The organism is [Clostridium] fimetarium, assembly GCF_900111235.1.
In the GTDB taxonomy this organism is placed as follows: domain Bacteria; phylum Bacillota; class Clostridia; order Lachnospirales; family Lachnospiraceae; genus Clostridium_N; species Clostridium_N fimetarium.
The window spans coordinates 332,650-349,211 of record NZ_FOJI01000003.1 but is presented as its reverse complement, the minus strand read 5'-3'; the positions used below and the strand labels follow the sequence as shown (position 1 = coordinate 349,211).

General features: G+C 34.1%; 18 protein-coding genes. 16 read left to right on the top strand and 2 right to left on the bottom strand.

Going from position 1 to position 16,562, the window contains the following annotated elements; all coding sequences use genetic code 11:
* Positions 1-34: 34 nt before the first annotated feature.
* The 13 genes from BMY18_RS05935 (at position 35) to BMY18_RS05875 (ending at position 11,586) form a co-directional block, all read left to right on the top strand.
* The gene (locus BMY18_RS05935) at positions 35-907 is read left to right on the top strand and encodes a SatD family protein (RefSeq protein ID WP_092451549.1); all 873 of its coding nucleotides are present in this window, start codon (positions 35-37) and stop codon (positions 905-907) included.
* Entirely contained in the window at positions 898-1,716 is an 819-nt protein-coding gene (locus BMY18_RS05930) for a DUF3307 domain-containing protein (protein WP_092451547.1), read from the top strand. Before BMY18_RS05935 ends, BMY18_RS05930 begins: the two co-directional genes overlap by 10 nt.
* A gap of 78 nt (positions 1,717-1,794) precedes the next feature.
* Entirely contained in the window at positions 1,795-2,409 is a 615-nt protein-coding gene (locus tag BMY18_RS05925; protein WP_092451545.1) for a class I SAM-dependent methyltransferase, read from the top strand.
* A gap of 306 nt (positions 2,410-2,715) precedes the next feature.
* On the top strand, positions 2,716-3,621 hold the full coding sequence (locus BMY18_RS05920; RefSeq protein WP_092451542.1) for an exonuclease domain-containing protein: 906 nt from the start codon (positions 2,716-2,718) through the stop codon (positions 3,619-3,621).
* A 52-nt stretch (positions 3,622-3,673) separates the two neighbouring features.
* Positions 3,674-4,084 (top strand): peptide deformylase, encoded by a 411-nt coding sequence (locus tag BMY18_RS05915; RefSeq protein ID WP_092451540.1) that lies wholly within the window; start codon positions 3,674-3,676, stop codon positions 4,082-4,084.
* Between the two features lie 53 nt (positions 4,085-4,137).
* Positions 4,138-5,076 carry a coiled-coil domain-containing protein gene (locus BMY18_RS05910; protein ID WP_092451538.1) on the top strand — a complete coding sequence of 313 codons (939 nt, stop codon included), beginning with the start codon at positions 4,138-4,140 and terminating at the stop codon, positions 5,074-5,076.
* A gap of 172 nt (positions 5,077-5,248) precedes the next feature.
* The gene (locus BMY18_RS05905; protein WP_092451536.1) at positions 5,249-6,031 is read left to right on the top strand and encodes a DUF6033 family protein; all 783 of its coding nucleotides are present in this window, start codon (positions 5,249-5,251) and stop codon (positions 6,029-6,031) included.
* Between the two features lie 194 nt (positions 6,032-6,225).
* On the top strand, positions 6,226-6,888 hold the full coding sequence (locus BMY18_RS05900; protein WP_092451534.1) for a hypothetical protein: 663 nt from the start codon (positions 6,226-6,228) through the stop codon (positions 6,886-6,888).
* A gap of 68 nt (positions 6,889-6,956) precedes the next feature.
* Positions 6,957-7,187 (top strand): cysteine-rich small domain-containing protein, encoded by a 231-nt coding sequence (locus tag BMY18_RS05895; RefSeq protein WP_092451532.1) that lies wholly within the window; start codon positions 6,957-6,959, stop codon positions 7,185-7,187.
* Between the two features lie 160 nt (positions 7,188-7,347).
* The gene (locus tag BMY18_RS05890) at positions 7,348-8,358 is read left to right on the top strand and encodes an SPFH domain-containing protein (RefSeq protein ID WP_092451530.1); all 1,011 of its coding nucleotides are present in this window, start codon (positions 7,348-7,350) and stop codon (positions 8,356-8,358) included.
* 133 nt (positions 8,359-8,491) lie between these two features.
* Positions 8,492-8,650 carry a type II toxin-antitoxin system antitoxin gene (locus tag BMY18_RS21700; RefSeq protein WP_139197232.1) on the top strand — a complete coding sequence of 53 codons (159 nt, stop codon included), beginning with the start codon at positions 8,492-8,494 and terminating at the stop codon, positions 8,648-8,650.
* A gap of 547 nt (positions 8,651-9,197) precedes the next feature.
* Positions 9,198-11,183 carry an oxidoreductase gene (locus tag BMY18_RS05880; protein WP_092451526.1) on the top strand — a complete coding sequence of 662 codons (1,986 nt, stop codon included), beginning with the start codon at positions 9,198-9,200 and terminating at the stop codon, positions 11,181-11,183.
* 163 nt (positions 11,184-11,346) lie between these two features.
* Positions 11,347-11,586 (top strand): hypothetical protein, encoded by a 240-nt coding sequence (locus BMY18_RS05875; protein WP_092451524.1) that lies wholly within the window; start codon positions 11,347-11,349, stop codon positions 11,584-11,586.
* Between the two features lie 139 nt (positions 11,587-11,725).
* Here BMY18_RS05875 and BMY18_RS05870 read toward each other — a convergent pair whose 3' ends face one another.
* Together BMY18_RS05870 and BMY18_RS05865 are read right to left on the bottom strand one after the other, a co-directional pair.
* The gene (locus tag BMY18_RS05870; protein ID WP_092451522.1) at positions 11,726-13,024 is read right to left on the bottom strand and encodes an alkaline phosphatase family protein; all 1,299 of its coding nucleotides are present in this window, start codon (positions 13,022-13,024) and stop codon (positions 11,726-11,728) included.
* A gap of 16 nt (positions 13,025-13,040) precedes the next feature.
* On the bottom strand, positions 13,041-13,685 hold the full coding sequence (locus tag BMY18_RS05865; RefSeq protein WP_092451520.1) for a TetR/AcrR family transcriptional regulator: 645 nt from the start codon (positions 13,683-13,685) through the stop codon (positions 13,041-13,043).
* A 176-nt stretch (positions 13,686-13,861) separates the two neighbouring features.
* On the opposite strand from BMY18_RS05865, the gene BMY18_RS05860 reads away from it, so the two are divergent.
* The 3 genes from BMY18_RS05860 to BMY18_RS05850 are packed head-to-tail and all read left to right on the top strand — an operon-like array spanning position 13,862 to position 16,553.
* Positions 13,862-14,596 carry a tyrosine-protein phosphatase gene (locus tag BMY18_RS05860; RefSeq protein ID WP_170841316.1) on the top strand — a complete coding sequence of 245 codons (735 nt, stop codon included), beginning with the start codon at positions 13,862-13,864 and terminating at the stop codon, positions 14,594-14,596.
* A gap of 15 nt (positions 14,597-14,611) precedes the next feature.
* On the top strand, positions 14,612-15,652 hold the full coding sequence (locus BMY18_RS05855; RefSeq protein ID WP_242940971.1) for an ABC transporter ATP-binding protein: 1,041 nt from the start codon (positions 14,612-14,614) through the stop codon (positions 15,650-15,652).
* Positions 15,653-15,665: 13 nt separating this feature from the next.
* Positions 15,666-16,553 carry a carbohydrate ABC transporter permease gene (locus BMY18_RS05850; protein WP_092451686.1) on the top strand — a complete coding sequence of 296 codons (888 nt, stop codon included), beginning with the start codon at positions 15,666-15,668 and terminating at the stop codon, positions 16,551-16,553.
* The last annotated feature ends 9 nt before the right edge of the window (positions 16,554-16,562 follow it).

The window sequence follows — 16,562 nt, the reverse complement described above, 5'->3', positions numbered from 1 at the left end:
AGCAAGAATATATAATATAATAGGAGGTGGTATTATGAGTAATTATGTTTCGTTAATAATAGATATTGAAAAATCAAGGATGTATAGCATTGATGAAAGAAATGAAATTCAGAAATATATGTCCTATTGTGTTGAGCGGTTGAATAACTTGTTCAAGAAAAATATAGAACTCTCTGTTACATTTAGTGCAGGAGATGAGTTACAAGGATTGTTTGATGATGCAACAACAGCGATATTATATTTTAGGCTATTTGAAATGCTTATGAAACCAGTAAAAGTTCGTGCAGGGATAGGTATTGGGGAGTGGACTGTTAAAGTCCAAGACGGATTATCAACACAACAAGATGGACCAGTTTATCATAATGCAAGGAAGGCAATAGAGGATGTGCATAAAATGCAATTACAAAATGTTAGAATTTGTTCAGGTGGAGATGATACGTTAGCCAATCATTTAATTAACTCATCTATTTCACTGAAAAGACAGCAAATATATATGCAAAATATTGTGCTAGTAATATTAGAATTGTTGTATCCATTTGTTACAGAAAAAATGAAACTAACAAATTATGAGATTGCTAATGAACTATTGTCAATTAAGTTTGAATATAAGATAGGTACTAGTGGTTATAGTAGAGTGCGAGTAGGTGAAAAATTATCTGAAAAAGCACATATAAGTATGCAAGAAATCCCAATGGAAAATTCGATAATCATAGATGGAAAAACAATTGAAGCAGAAGATGCCATTTTGAAAAAGAATGTTTCATCGGTCATTTCTAAAATATTAGGGTGTACACGACAAAATGTTGACTCAATTATTAGAAGAGGAAATGCGAATAAAATCAGAGAACTAGATTTTATGGCATTACAGTACGTAGAAAAAAAATATGGAGGAGAAATATGGAATTAGTAATATTTGGACATATATTAGGTGATTTTTATATCCAGACCGATAAAATTGCAGATAAAAAGAAAAAATCAGCTTGGTACATGCTATTACATTGTTTTTTTTATATGATTGTAATGTATATTGTACTACTTGTACTCACTGGTGATTTTATACAAAGTCTAATGATTGCAGTGATAATTGGATTGTCGCATATATGTGTAGATATAATCAAAGTGAAAGTTGATTTAAAAACGCCAAAATATGAGTATGTTGTTTTTCTATTAGATCAAGCCATACATATCGTGTTTTTAATACTAATTTGCTTCTTGTTTAAGATTCAATTTAATGTTGATAGATATTCTTCATTACAATTGATGGATAACATTAGTTTTCATAAGATGATTACTATATTGATAGCTGGATTAATATGTTCGAAACCCACTGCTTTATTTATATCACTTGTTTTCAAAGCGATTCCCAAAACGGTAGAGGATGCAGATAGAGAAGAACAAGAATGTGATAAAGAAGAACAAGAAGATTTCAAGAAAACCAATAAAGGAAAGAATGCGAAAAACATAAACGAAAAAAATGTAGAGTATGAAGAAATTATAAAAATTGGTTCGTGGATTGGAATACTTGAAAGAGAAATAATCCTGCTACTTGGACTGCTCGGACAATATGGTGCAATTGGATTTGTGCTAGCTGCAAAGAGTTTGGCAAGATATAAACAATTAGAGAAGAAAGCATTTGCAGAGAAGTATTTGGTGGGAACTTTATTGAGTACATTGATTGCAATAGCATGCTTGGCAATATATTCACTTGTTAAATAGCTTAATTGAATAGGGATAAGAAGAATGAAACATGTAGGACAGATGGGTTTGAGCTGTGTAGAATTAGTGAGGTAAATCATGAGAAAATTATCAGAATATATTGGATCGCAATTTGGAAATCCTAGAGGTATCATAGGTATAATCTGTTGTTTGATTATGAACATCATTAATAAGACGATGTATAACGGTGTAGTTGATTCATTGGTCTTAAATAAAAATATGAAAGTATTAGATATCGGATACGGAAATGGCTATATGCTTAATAAGTTGTATAAAAAGAGTGACGGAAATATTTATGGAATAGACATTTCAGAGGATATGAAAAAAGAAGCTTCGAAGAAAAATCACAAAGCAATAGCAAGAGGTAAGATGCATTTGACAATAGGAGACTGTTGTAAATTAAATTATGCAGATGCAACATTTGACACAATCACTTCTGTTAACACTATATATTTTTGGGAAGATACATTAAAAGGGTTAGAAGAAATCTATCGTGTATTAAAGGCTGATGGTGAGTTTTTAAATGCAGTCTATTCAAAAGAGTGGATGCAAAGAACATCGTATACCAAGAAAGGCTTTAAGCTATTTACTCCACAAGAAATCGCTATCTTAGCAAAAAAAGCAGGATTTTCAAAGGTAGAGATCAAAGATATTGGACATGGAAATCGTTATATTATTAAGTGCGGGAAATAGGAGAAAACTCCCCCCCCTAATTCCCGCCACATATGAGGGTAGTTAAAGTTAGGGTTATAACACCTGAATAAGCAAAATTAATAGGATCTGATTATATAGAGCATCCGAGCTAATAGCCAAAGCTTGGATGCTCTTTTTCATCCAATGGTAGAAAGCAAGAAGCTATAATGAAAGATGAAATTTATGAAAAATATGTTATACTATTGTTAAGTTATAGTTCATATGATAAAGGAACATTTACCAATTAAATAATTAGACACGACATATAAATTGAAACCAAGGTATACCACAAGGAGGAACATTAAAATGACACCCCAAACAACCCTCACCCATTTCACAGTAGTAGACGTAGAAACCCCAAACGCCTTTCAAAACTCAATTTGTTCAATTGCGATTCTACATGTTGAGGATAACCAGATTACTTTTGCAAAAGAGTACTTGGTTAACCCCCAAGCAAGGTTTGACAATATGAATATGAGTATCCATCATATCACACCACAAATGGTTGAAAATGCGCCAACATTTCCTAGCGTTTGGAATGACATCAAGCACTTCTTTGAAAATGGAGTTGTGATTGCACATAATGCTACATTTGATCTTAGAGTAATCTCAAAGACATTGGCAAGTTATGAAATTGCAGTCCCAGATTTTTCGTATATTTGTACGCTCAAAAAGGCTCGTCGCCATATTCCCAAAGAAGTCTATGGAAGTCATAAGTTGAACGTTTTATGCGATGCTTATCATATTGATTTAGATAATCATCATGATGCAATGTGCGATACAAAGGCATGCAAAAGTCTATATGAATTATTTGCAATGGAGTATGGAATTCAGGACAGTGATATTGAACTGTTTTCACTTAATGTCAAAAGTACACCAGTATCAACTAAGAAATTACCGGTGCAGAAAGTGGTGAATAGCAGTTTTTGGGTACAAAATCCAGAACTTGACTTGATCAGCAAAGTTTGTTGCCTGACGGGAACCTTTAGAAGGGGTGTAAAGTCAGATATTGAGGCATTTATCATAGGTAATGGAGGTGCTTGTAGTAGTGGGTTAACTCAAAATGTGGATTATCTAGTGGTCGGGGGACAAGGAAGCAGCAATTGGAAGTATGGAAACTATGGTGCTAAGGTTAGCAAAGCAGTGCAAATGCAAGAAAAAGGGATCGTGATTCAGATTATCAGTGAAGATGTTTTGTATATAAAACAGTAATTAGAATACATTTTTAAAATGAACAGAATAAAGTAGAATAGAGGAACGTGTGATGGTAAGAACAGTTGTGAAGGATGTCATATTTCTGGGACAAAAAGCAGAAATTGCAACGCAGGAGGATGTAGCTGTTATTGATGATTTGCTAGACACCTTAAAAGCGAATGCGCAGCATTGTGTAGGTATGGCTGCAAATATGATAGGGAAAAAGAAACGAATTATTGTGTATAGTATGGGCGTTATATGCGTACCTATGATCAATCCAGTTATTATAAAGAAATCAAAACCCTATGAAACGCAGGAAGGATGTCTATCATTAATAGGTGTTAGAAAGACAACACGATATGAATTCATAGAAGTGGAATATATGGATCGAAATTTCAAAAAGCAAAAAGATTCATTTGCTGGATGGACGGCACAGATTATTCAACATGAAATCGATCATTGTGATGGGATTGTGATTTAATATATAGTAGTTAAGATTTGCACAAATATGATTAGAAAAGGGGAAATTAAAAAATGAACAACGAAGTAAACCGTAAGCTAGAAGAAGCACAGCAGGGCATGCTGCGACTACAAAAGATTAATTCAATGTTAGACGAACTAAATAGTCAGAAGACAACATTTACAATTAAAGTGTCAGAGCTGAAAAATAGTTTAGAGAAGGAAGAATTTGATGTAGACAATCTGGAAGGTAAAAGTGTGTCTCACATGTTCCATGCAATCCTTGGTAATTTTAATGAACATTTAGAAAAAGAACAAAAAGAAGCGTTGGCAGCCCGATTAAAATATGACCAAGCAGCGAGGGATCTTGAAACTGTAAATGATCAAATTTCAAAGCTTGTTTCAGAAATGGCCCAATACCAATCTTGTGAAAGTACCTATCACGAACTTTATGAAAAGAAAAAAGAGATGTTACTTCAGTCGGTTTCTAAAGTGGTTGATAGTATACTGATGTTGTCGGATCAGATTAACAGTATAAATAATAACATAAATGAAATTAAGGAAGCCATTCAGGCGGGAAATCAAGTTATTTCACATCTAGATAATGCGACCACCAGCCTGAACAGTGCGCAAGGTTGGGGAACCTGGGATATGCTTGGTGGCGGTCTGGTTGCTGACATTGCAAAACATTCGCATATTGATAAGGCAACAAGTGAAGTAGAAGAATCGCAGAAGGCATTATTACACTTTAGAACGGAGCTTGCGGATGTTAGAATTTCGAATAACATTGGTATAGAAATAAGTGGATTTTCTAAATTTGCAGACTTTTTCTTTGACGGTTTAATTGCTGACTGGAACATGCAGTCCAAAATACATAAATCACAGGACAGTGTAGATGAAACAAAAAGTCAAGTTCAGCAGGTATTAGGTAAGCTGAAATCCATGAAGAATGAGGAATCTTTTCAAGTAGAGCAGTTAGAACAAAAAGTGAAGGATCTGATTACACAGGCGTAGTGATTTATGGTACATATAGATTAGATATTAAAACAGGAAGTGAAATTTTTAAATTTCATTAAAATTATTAAAGAATGTGCCGATATAAAATACATAAATCAAATTCGTAATAGCTAAATGATTTTGGTAGTGAAAGGATTTGCTACTACAGGTAATTCAAGGAGGATATAATATGAATACAAATGCAGTTACACAAAATGAAAATAACACAGTTACATCTAATTACGCAGCAACGGGTAAAACCGCAAAAGCAAATTATGGCAGTACAGTTGGCGCACCAGAATTAAGTGATTCTGCAGCAAAATATTATGAGCAGTTAAAGAAGAAATACTCAGGCATGGATTTTGTACTTGTAAGTGAGGAAAAAAAATCACAGGCACAAGAAAATGTCGGAAGTTATGCCAATGCGAATCGCACAGTTGTTTTGATTGATACAGACAAGATCGAGAAAATGGCATCAGATGAAAGTTATCGCAAGCAATATGAAGGAATTATTAGTGGGGCAACATCACAGTTGAGCGAGTTGAAATCTAGCCTTGGAAGTAATGAAAGTAGTGTGAAAACATATGGCATGCAGGTGAATGATGGTGGAACAGTATCATTTTTTGCAGTTATAGATATATCACAGACAGAACAGAAAAAGCGAATTGAAAAAAATGCGGCCAAGAATGCTGAAGAAAAGAAAACGTCAGCAGAAAAAGCATCGGAAAAGCTTACCAAAAAGGCTACAGAACAGAAAGTGGCTGATAATGAAAGCAAGACAGATAAGGCAGATAAAACAGATAAGACAGATAAAACTGAAGGTGATTATTCTAAGAATACGGTAACAGTAACCGCCTCTTCCATAGAAGAATTGATAAAGAAAATAAATGATACCCTGTATGAGAACATGAGCAATCATGTGGAGACAGATAATGAAAAGCAGGTAGGTAAAAATATCGACTTTTCTGCATAGAAAAACAATTAAAGATGAAGCTATGGATGGCGTCAGAATCGAAGGAGCGAAATATACCCTTTGATTTTGGCGTCATTTTTCTTATTTAAAACTTATAAGTGTTTTGGTACTTTAGTTTAGAAGCAAGATGACGATATATTATATAGAAGATAAAAATATTTATAAATATATTCATGAAAATGGGGGAAATTATTTTGAGAATTACAAATCAGATGCTTCAAAACACCGCACAAAAGGCAGGAATACAACTAAATCAGACGACTTTGCTGGATATTATTAATAACAAAGATTCGGATAGTAGCCTATTAAGTGGAATAAACAATAATAGTGCTTTAAGTAAATTACAAAATAACAATTATAAGCTACTTGAGAAATCAGCAGGTCAATTAAATGAATACACTTCTGATTTTTTTGCAACAGGTGAGGATTCGCTGTTTGCCAAGGCAGAAAAGAGCGGTAGTAATAAAGATATTGTTCAAAATGTAAAGAGCTTTGTGGAAGCTTATAATGCTACAGAAGATAAGCTAAAAAAGACAGATAGTACGCTGAATCAATATTACCTTCAGCAGATGAAATCATTAGTAGTTGATAATACAGATGCCTTAAAGAAGGTAGGAATCACGCAGTCAAAAGATGGAACGATTAGCTTAGATACAAGCATATTAGAAAGTGCGAGTGTTAGTGATTTGAAAGCGGCATTTGGTAGTTCTAACGTGTTTTCATCAAGAATGTCATATATAGGAAGCAAAGTAGAACAGAATGCAACCGCGAATATCGAAAGTGTAAGTAGTCAATATACCTCTTATGGAATTAATTCGTATATGAACAGTAATAATGATTATAATTTTTGGGGATAGATAAAGAGACTGTTATTTTAATTGTGAATAAATTTGAGCTGCAAGTGTAGCTTATAAGGAGGAAACATATGTCATACCGCTTTTTTCAAAACAAGGAGTGTGAATATTTTCCTTGCCATAAGATGAGTGAAAACCAAAAGAAAGATTTTAGTTGTCTATTTTGTTATTGTCCACTGTACCAGCGCAATGATTGTGGTGGAGATTTTGTATTACTTGAAAATGGGTGTAAGGACTGTACAAACTGTTTACTTCCACATTTTCAATATGATTATGTTGTTGGTAAGCTAAAGAAAGACTAGTAAAAAGACTAGGAAATAGTATTAGGTGAGAATTCCTTGGAGCAAGTTCATTTGCCTAACTTTATATTGACATTACATCTAAAAAGTAATATTATTATGATATTAAAATAATATCACATATGCAGTTAGCAGCGTATGAAATGCAAAAGAGGAGAACATTATGAATTTAGAAGAAAATCCAAAACAGAATGTAATTGAAGAAAAAGAACTAAAACCTTTAAACGGAGGCCCGGTGTTGCTCCTGTTGCTTCTAGAACTTACTCTTTCTATTGTTTTCTTTGTACTTGGTTGTATTTTTTTAGACAATGAGAATTATATATTAGGAGGATTTATGCTTGCGATAGGAATTGTGGCTTTTTTTGCATTCTTTTTTCTGATTCCAGGTCTTCACATTGTCAATCCTAATGAGGCACTTGTAATGACTTATTTCGGACAGTATTACGGAACCATTAAGCATCAGGGTTTTTATTATACCCATCCTTTTGCATCTGCCTTTAATCCAACTCATCGGGGCGCAGCATCGACTGCATCTGCAAATGGTTCCCAGACCAATGGTATGCAGGATGCACCTACTTTGAGCAAAAAAATATCCACAAAAACCATGACTTTAAGTAACGAAAGGCAAAAAGTGAATGATGTTTTGGGAAATCCGATTATCATTGGTGCCATTGTTATCTGGAAAGTTGCTGATCCAACCAAAGCAGTTTTTAATGTTGAAAATTATAAGTTATTTTTGTCCATTCAATGCGATTCGACGATTCGAAATATTGCAAGACTATATCCATATGATACGTTTGAAGATGACAGCGATGAAAAAACGCTTCGTGGAAGCAGTCAGGAAATTGCGGATAGTATGAAAGCAGAGCTACAACAACGGGTAGAGGAAGCAGGCTTGAATATCCAGGAAGTAAGAATTACCCATTTGTCTTATGCAGAAGAAATCGCAGCTGCAATGCTTCAGCGTCAACAGGCAGTGGCCATCATAGCCGCTAGACAAAAGATAGTGGAAGGCGCAGTTAGCATGGTGAAAATGGCCATTGAACAATTAGGTGAAGAGGAAATTATAGTTTTAGATGAGGAAAGAAAAGCTGCCATGGTTAGTAATTTGCTAGTTGTTCTTTGCGGTAACAAGGACATTCAGCCAATCGTAAACACTGGTTCCATTTATTAATCATTCTAAATGAGCTTCAGAATAGTAGGTATGAATTATGGAAGAAAAGATACTTCAAAAAGAAGAAAAACTGAAAGCACGCTTAGAACAATTAAGTGTACTTGAAAAAGAAATTTTACAAAAGCAAAAATTTATAAAAGATAAAGAAAAAGAAAAGAAGCAGGTACTACTTCGCCTTTCCCCTAGCTTGTGGAATGAACTTGCTGCATGGGCTGAGGATGATATCCGCTCCATCAATGGACAGATTGAATTTCTGCTTTCTGAATGTGTGAAACAGCGGAAAAATCATTAGAAAGAATAGTACAAAGGCATAGTATAAAAGGCTATATCACCAGGAAATCACTGTGATATAGCCTTTTTTTAAAACCGTTTTTATGGATTGAAGAATATAAAATCTTATGTTTTTAGAGAGACATTTCGTTATTGATTTTTATAGCAACCCTAGGATTATATGACGTTCCTTGGATTTATGTATATATTGTGCTATACTATAAATAAGACTTGAACTCACACGATATTATAATTGTGTCTGTGCTTTTATCGTTAAGTCGATTTTAAACTTGCTCCTGTTCTTTATTTCTCACCTATGCATAGGTAAATTCTTGTTTCTCGAATATTTGTATGACATTACAGCTCATCAAGATATTTTTGAATTATGTACTTCTTATAGATCCCGTTTACGGACATCTATTTCACGATGTTTCCAAGTACCATCTCACTAAAAAATTATTAAAATATGATTTTAAATATTTCGTTGGATATTTTATTTCAATGTCTAATAGAACAAAACTTTTATACTAAATTCACACTAATCTTTAATCTGATAAGGAGGATTAATAATGACTAATAAATATGGAAAACTTTTTGAACACCTTAAGGTTGGTAAACTTACTTTGAAAAATCGTATTGCTATGGCCCCATTGGGAATGGTGGCTATGTCAGATCCTTGCGGCGGATTTACCCAAGATGCGCAGGAGTATTATATAGAACGTGCAAAAGGTGGTACAGGACTAATAATAACAGGTGTTACAAATGTAAATTATAATGAATTTGTACCGTTAGCAATGCCTTGTGCTTCCTATAAACCATTAATGTTTGCAAAATCTTGTGCTCCTATGAACGAAAGAATTCATGCTTATGATGCTAAAATATTTCTGCAGCTAACAGCAGGATTTGGTAGAGTAATAATTCCAAAACTAATGGAAAATGGTATTGCCCCATCAAAACAGGAAAATAGATGGGATCCATCCATTATGCATAGAGCTATGACGGTTGCTGAAATCGAAGAATTAGTTGCATCTTTTGTTGCCAGTGCTGTTGTTGCAAAGGAATCAAAATTTGATGGCGTTGAGATTCATGCTGTTCATGAGGGCTATCTGTTAGATCAATTTGCAATTTCTTTATATAATAAACGTACAGATGAATATGGCGGAGATTTGCTTGGCCGCTTAAAGATCACTACTGATATTGTAAAAGGGATTAAGGCTGCTTGCGGCGAGGATTTCCCAGTATCATTACGTTACAGCTTAAAGAGCTATGTCAAAGAAATTCGTAAAGGGGCGTTACCTGGAGAAGCTTTTGTGGAGAAGGGTAAGGATATTGAGGAAGGGATTGAAGCTGCTAAGATTCTAGTAAATGCAGGCTATGATTTGTTGAATGTAGATGCAGGAACCTATGATTCATGGTATTGGAATCATCCACCTATGTATTTTGAAAAAGGCATGTATAGAAAATTTGGTAAAATTCTAAAGGAAAATGTAAATGTTCCAATTATTCTTGCGGGAAGAATGGATGATCCAGAAATGGCCTGTGAAGCACTAGGTACATCATGCGATATTGTCGCATATGGCAGACCTCTGCTTGCAGATCCTTATCTACCAGAAAAAATCCGTACTGAAAAACTAGAAGACATTCGTCCATGTTTGTCTTGCCAACAGGGCTGTTTAGATAGACTCGCTCATGGGTTACCAATATCTTGCGCAGTTAATCCAGCCTGTGGTAGAGAGAAATCTTTGGCAATCATACCAGCTGTCGATAAGAAAAATGTGTTGATTATCGGTGGTGGCCTTTCAGGTATGGAAACAGCAAGAGTTTGTGCTATGCGAGGTCATCAGGTCACACTTCTAGAAAAAGGTGACCAACTAGGCGGCAATATTATTGTGGGTTCTGTACCTGATTTCAAGAAAGATGACCGTGCACTTTTGAAATGGTACAAGGTACAGCTAGGGAAACTTCCGGTCGATATTAAGCTCAACTTTAAAGCGGATAAAAAGATGATTGAAAAATCTAACGCGGATGTTGTTATTTTTGCAACAGGTTCAAAACCGATAAGATTAGACTTAGGTAATAAAAACAATATATTTACAGCAGATGAAATATTAAAAGATATAGAAAAAGCAGGTGATGATATTGTCTTTGTTGGTGGCGGTTTAGTCGGTTGTGAAACAGCATTGTGGCTACGTCAACAAGGTAAAAATGTTACAATTGTAGAAGCAAAACCACAGATACTTGGTGGTGGAGAAGATATGTGCTTTGCAAATTACGATATGCTCAAAGATCTCTTAGTGTTTAACGAAGTAAACGTGTATTGTAACTCATCCATAAAAATGATAATGGATGATGCTGTCTCAATTGAAACACAAAATGGCGGGAAAGAAATAAAGGCAGATACGGTCATTGTTGCGGTGGGATATAGTTCCCAAAAAGGTCTTTTTGACACAATGACAGATACCAATAAAATTATTTACAATGTTGGTGATTCCCGTAATGTACATAATATTATGTATGCAATATGGGATGCCAACCAAATAGCAAGAGAGCTATAAATCGATCAGGCCTCTTAAGTTCATCCAAATGGGTAATGCAATTAATAAAAATCTTAGCAATTGCACATATTTTTCTATAACAGTGTTATAATATAGAAGAATAGTCGGTAACTGACCTTTCGAAATAAATGACGTAATTTAGCGTAAAGAAAGAGTGTGTATAATGGGAAGATGTTATCAATTATCAAAAAAAATAACAGATGCAGAATCAGAATTAATTCTAAAAGAAATAAAGGCATTAGATGATGTTGACAAAGTAGAAATAACAAAAGATCATACTTCTATTAATATCAGCGCAAAGGAAGATCAATATACAGTCGTTATGGGTAAAGTCGTTAATATTTGTAGTAGAATAGCGGGAGACCTAAGATTGTCATTTTCAAAATTTGCTCTTGAAGCATAGTAGAAGTAAAACAGACAGAAAATTATAAAAGCTATCAAAGAAAATAAACAGAAGGCTACATGTAGTCTTCTGTTTTGTATTTATCAAGCAAGTTATAGTATTTGACAATAAATTTATTATAGGTTTCCTTTTTGCCCTATTACTTTATTATATCCAGTGCTTTTTCTTCTGCAGTTGGCATTTGAATTCCCAGCAATTTGCAAAATGTTGGACATTCATTTAAAACAGATGCACTTTCAATTACTGCATTTTCCTTAATATCAGGTCCAAATGCAATCATTAATGGTTTGGGTCCCTTGGAAGGATGGTAACCGTGATTTGATTTATAGGAATGATAGTCGGGAGAATTTGCTTTAGTGATTAGTGCTCCCGTATATTGATTACCAAAACAAGTTCCTAATGTTCCTTCCACTACAAAGCTAAATGGTCCTGTAAGACCTTCTTCTGCGGCTTCTTCTATCGTATAAATATGTTCTATGTAATCTGGATATTGTTTTTGAAGCTCTAATAATAGATGGTAAACGCTAGATAGCATGGCTTCATCCTTTGGATCTTTTAGCATAATCTGGCTGGAAAAGCCTGCTGAAAAACTGTAAGCGGTATAATCTTTTACCAAATTTTTAGAATCGAGTGAAATCAATCCTGCTTCTATAAAAGGAATATTTAACTGGAATTCTTGTTCTATGTTGATCTGACCATGATCACCAACAATAATAAAATTCGTGTTTTCGTAGGTTCCAGCTTCTTTTGTTGCATTTAAAATATTTTGAATATGCACATCTGCTTTCATCAGAGCTTTTTCAACATATTCGCTATCATTACCTGTTTTATGGCGATATCCGTCTAACAAAATAATATGTGTAAGTAACAAATCAGGTTGATTCTCTTTTAAGATATCACAAGCAATTGGTACCACAAACTGATCTACTTCAAAAGATTTTGCGAAATCAAAACCTGCCACATATTTATCAAAAAAACGATCCATAATTTCTGGTGAACTACCTACTCCATAACTTGCTCTTGGTGATCCATACATGTAAGGCCACATCTCTGCAAAATTGTAATCTGGAATAGCTCCACCCATTGTTGGCCAGGTAGCAACTGCGGTAGTAAGTCCAGCCTCTTTGGCTGCATCAATTAAAGTTGGGACTTTTATGGCACTACTTTCCCAGATCCAATTATACCCAACTACATTCCAGTTAGTGTCTGTCTCAGGAGCATAAGGATACTGATTGTGGTAAACACCGTGTTGTGCTGGTGTAACACCTGTAATTATGCTGACGTGATTTACATTTGTAAGAGTAGGATATACCTCTCTAATATTTTTTACGATAGAAGCCTTTTCTAGAATTTTCTTAAAACCTGGTAATTCTTTCATTATCTCTAAATCCTGAGTCTGTAGTGCATCTACAGATATTATAACTAATTTGCTGCTCATGTTTTCTTTCCTCCTTTTAGGGTCTAATACTGTCTAATAATGCATTTAAACTAAAGCGAACCAAATCCCCTGCCTGTATCTGGTACTTGGCTGGAATGGTCGCTGTTTGTTTTGCCATGGTAGAAACAATTATAATGGAGCTATATAAAATTGATACGGCAGTTATTTTGGGATCAAGGACGTCCTTCACAGAACCATCATAAAAATTTTCCAGAAAGAATTTTACAGTATCACCAGTGTGATAATCATCTTCTTCATATATTGTCATTAACAATTCACTGTCTTCATGACTGGTGGCATTTAGATAAGTATCTTTAAATAGATCAATAAATATATAGGAGTTTGGATTACAATCAAATCCCTCACATAATAAATTGATAAATTTTTCGAATTTATCAAAGGTCGTGCAATCATTACTGCCTATTTTATCCTCTAATTTTTGAAAAAAATCTGTGGTATGCGTTCTCATTATATGCCATAGGAGTTCTTCTTTATTTTTGAAGTACCTATAAAAAGTAGCTCTCATAATTCCGCATTCTTCCACAATATCTGATAATTTCACTTTTTCAATCCCCTGTTCCACAAAAATCTTTTCTGCAGTCGACAAAATTAAGTTATATTGCTTTTCTCCATGTCTTAAGTATTTGTTCTTTTGTTCCACGAAACCACCTCTTTCATCATTTTAAATTCATTCTACACCACGTTAAAATAAAACACAATGTCAAAATTTAAACATTACGTACAATTTACAAAGAGTTTACAGAGACTTGATAGTAGTGCTCAATATGTATTTGCTATACTGAAAATGCAAAAGAAAAAGAGATGAGGAAATACAAAATGAAATATTTTAGACGGTATCCTTTTATAAATGCCTATAACATTAGAGACTTGGGAGGATATCCTACGAATGACGGTGGAGTAACCAGATTTGGAGTGTTTTATAGAGCTGATTCGCTGGCAAATATTTCAAAGGATGAATGGAAAAGGTTAGAGCACATGAATGTGAAAACTATAATTGATTTAAGGTCAACCAAAGAAAAGGTCAGTCAGGCTTATACGACAACACCAAGCATTCATTATCTTCACATGCCAATGCTCGATGAAAAACAAAACAATTCAATTTTAGAAGCCACGATGCATAAATATTCTTCTCCAGATGAATTTAAAAAAAGTATGAGTGAAGGGTATGTGACTTTATTTAAGAATAATATTCACAATATTATGCAGATCATAAAAACCATTGCATCTGCTTTGGAAAATGGAAGTGTATTATTTCACTGTACTGCTGGAAAAGATCGTACAGGAATTCTTGCAGCGCTGCTACTTTATCTATGTAAAGTAGATCTGGTTGATATATCAGCAGACTATCAGATTACATATACCTATAACTTGAAAAACCCAATCATGTATGAAGCAATACAATTATATGGAGATTTATTAAGGTCTGATGCGGATAATATTGAAGCCTTAATACTTTACTTCCATACACAAAATATAGAAACGTCACTATTTGGTAAAGTGTTTACGGAAAACGAAATAAGAAACATAAGACGCCATTTTGTTTTCATCTAATAGAAAGGACAGTATATGATACCTAAAATTGAATTGAAACAGATTAAGAAATGTTATGAAAGTAATCAACCGGTGATTGATCATTTATCACTCAATATTCAAGATAGAAGTTTTACTGTGTTACTTGGACCATCGGGTTGTGGAAAATCTACCATATTAAGAATGATCGCGGGATTGGAGCAAGAGACAGAAGGCTCAATCTATATTGATGGTAAGGATATGAAGAAAGTGGAACCAGGTGCGCGAAATATTGCGATGGTATTTCAGAATTATGCATTATACCCAAACATGACAGTCCGGGAAAATATAGAATTTGGGCTTATCAATATGAAAGTGCCAAAAAAATCCCGCTCAGAACGCATTCAGAAAGTATGTGAAATAGTAGGGTTGTCAGAATATATTCACAGGAAACCTGCAAAATTATCTGGAGGTCAAAGGCAACGTGTCGCGTTGGCAAGGGCAATGGTAAAGAACCCTTCTGTATTTTTGATGGATGAGCCGCTCTCTAATTTGGATGCAAAATTAAGAAATCAGATTAGGACTGATTTAATCGAACTTCACAGAAAACTAAATGCTACTTTTGTATATGTTACCCATGATCAAACAGAGGCAATGTCAATGGCTACAGATATTATTTTATTAAAAGATGGTCAAATAATGCAGCAAAGTACACCAATGGAAATCTATCATAATCCGCAAAATATATTTACATCTAAATTTATTGGAAATCCACCAATGAATATTATGCAGTTGGATTTCGTTTTGCCTGAGGGATTGGTGATTCCCGAAAATGCCAAATACATAGGGTTCCGTCCTGAAAATACAGAATTCACGGATGATGTGCAAGAAAATCAGCAGTACCTATCTTTTAAAGGAGAAATTATTCTGCATGAGATGCTAGGAAATGAGATATTATACCGAATTCAGCTGGAAAAAGAAAGTATTAATGCAAAAACCTATAGTTCCAAGATGATGGAGTATTCCCAAGTTACAGTAATGGTTTCTTATGAAAAATTGTATTATTTTGATGCTAATGAAAATCGAATTTACATCTAAGAAAGGATCTGCCATGAAGAAAATAAATTATAAAAAAGCAGGTTCACTGCTAAAGCCATATGCACTGATTACTCCTTCCATGATTATTTTATTTTTGTTTTTTTTATACCCAATGATATATATGATTTATCTGAGCTTTTTTAAATGGAATATGATTGGAAAAATGAAATTTATAGGTATCAAAAATTATTTGGAGATGTTTGGAAATTCTGAATTTTGGGTAGTTATAAAAAACACATTCTCCTTCATGCTTTTATCGGTTGGAATAAGTATTTTGTTGTCCTTACTGTTAGCAGCATATCTGCAAAAGAACACAAAAATAAACCAGATACTGCAGAGCGTAATTTTTGCTCCTTATATCATCTCCTTTGTTTCTATCTCATTTATTTTTTTATGGATGTTTGAACCGGATTATGGATTATTTAATTATTTTTTGGAATGCATTGGGTTGCCACCTATTAGGTGGCTTCAGAATACAAATACGGCCATGATTTCACTGGTAATGGTATCGGTCTGGAAAGGTGTTGGTTATAACACGCTCATTATTATTTCGGCAATACAAAAAATACCACAATACTTGTTCGAGGCTGCTCAGTTGGATCGTTCGAGCCGAGTTAAAACATTTTTTAAAATTACGCTTCCAATGATATCGCCAACTATGTTCTTCCTGGTGCTTGTCAATATCATTGTCTCATTAAAAACATTTGAAACGATACAATTAATGACACTTGGAGGGCCTGCTAATTCCACGAAGACATTGGTTTATTATGTATATGAATATGGCTTTAGCTTTTATAAAATTGGTTATGCATCAGCGTTAGGTGTTGTATTGATGATACTGATTGGCGTACTTACTATTCTATACTTTAAAGTGCTCAGTAAAAAAGTATATTACCGTTAAGGAGGAACA

Bases quoted from the DNA above. Each gene is read 5' to 3' on its own strand.
- BMY18_RS05935 (WP_092451549.1), top strand. From the start codon at position 35: ATGAGTAATTATGTTTCGTTAATAATAGATATTGAAAAATCAAGGATG.
- BMY18_RS05930 (WP_092451547.1), top strand. From the start codon at position 898: ATGGAATTAGTAATATTTGGACATATATTAGGTGATTTTTATATCCAG.
- BMY18_RS05925 (WP_092451545.1), top strand. From the start codon at position 1,795: ATGAGAAAATTATCAGAATATATTGGATCGCAATTTGGAAATCCTAGA.
- BMY18_RS05920 (WP_092451542.1), top strand. From the start codon at position 2,716: ATGACACCCCAAACAACCCTCACCCATTTCACAGTAGTAGACGTAGAA.
- BMY18_RS05915 (WP_092451540.1), top strand. From the start codon at position 3,674: ATGGTAAGAACAGTTGTGAAGGATGTCATATTTCTGGGACAAAAAGCA.
- BMY18_RS05910 (WP_092451538.1), top strand. From the start codon at position 4,138: ATGAACAACGAAGTAAACCGTAAGCTAGAAGAAGCACAGCAGGGCATG.
- BMY18_RS05905 (WP_092451536.1), top strand. From the start codon at position 5,249: ATGAATACAAATGCAGTTACACAAAATGAAAATAACACAGTTACATCT.
- BMY18_RS05895 (WP_092451532.1), top strand. From the start codon at position 6,957: ATGTCATACCGCTTTTTTCAAAACAAGGAGTGTGAATATTTTCCTTGC.
- BMY18_RS05890 (WP_092451530.1), top strand. From the start codon at position 7,348: ATGAATTTAGAAGAAAATCCAAAACAGAATGTAATTGAAGAAAAAGAA.
- BMY18_RS05880 (WP_092451526.1), top strand. From the start codon at position 9,198: ATGACTAATAAATATGGAAAACTTTTTGAACACCTTAAGGTTGGTAAA.
- BMY18_RS05875 (WP_092451524.1), top strand. From the start codon at position 11,347: ATGGGAAGATGTTATCAATTATCAAAAAAAATAACAGATGCAGAATCA.
- BMY18_RS05870 (WP_092451522.1), bottom strand. From the start codon at position 13,024: ATGAGCAGCAAATTAGTTATAATATCTGTAGATGCACTACAGACTCAG.
- BMY18_RS05860 (WP_170841316.1), top strand. From the start codon at position 13,862: ATGAAATATTTTAGACGGTATCCTTTTATAAATGCCTATAACATTAGA.
- BMY18_RS05855 (WP_242940971.1), top strand. From the start codon at position 14,612: ATGATACCTAAAATTGAATTGAAACAGATTAAGAAATGTTATGAAAGT.
- BMY18_RS05850 (WP_092451686.1), top strand. From the start codon at position 15,666: ATGAAGAAAATAAATTATAAAAAAGCAGGTTCACTGCTAAAGCCATAT.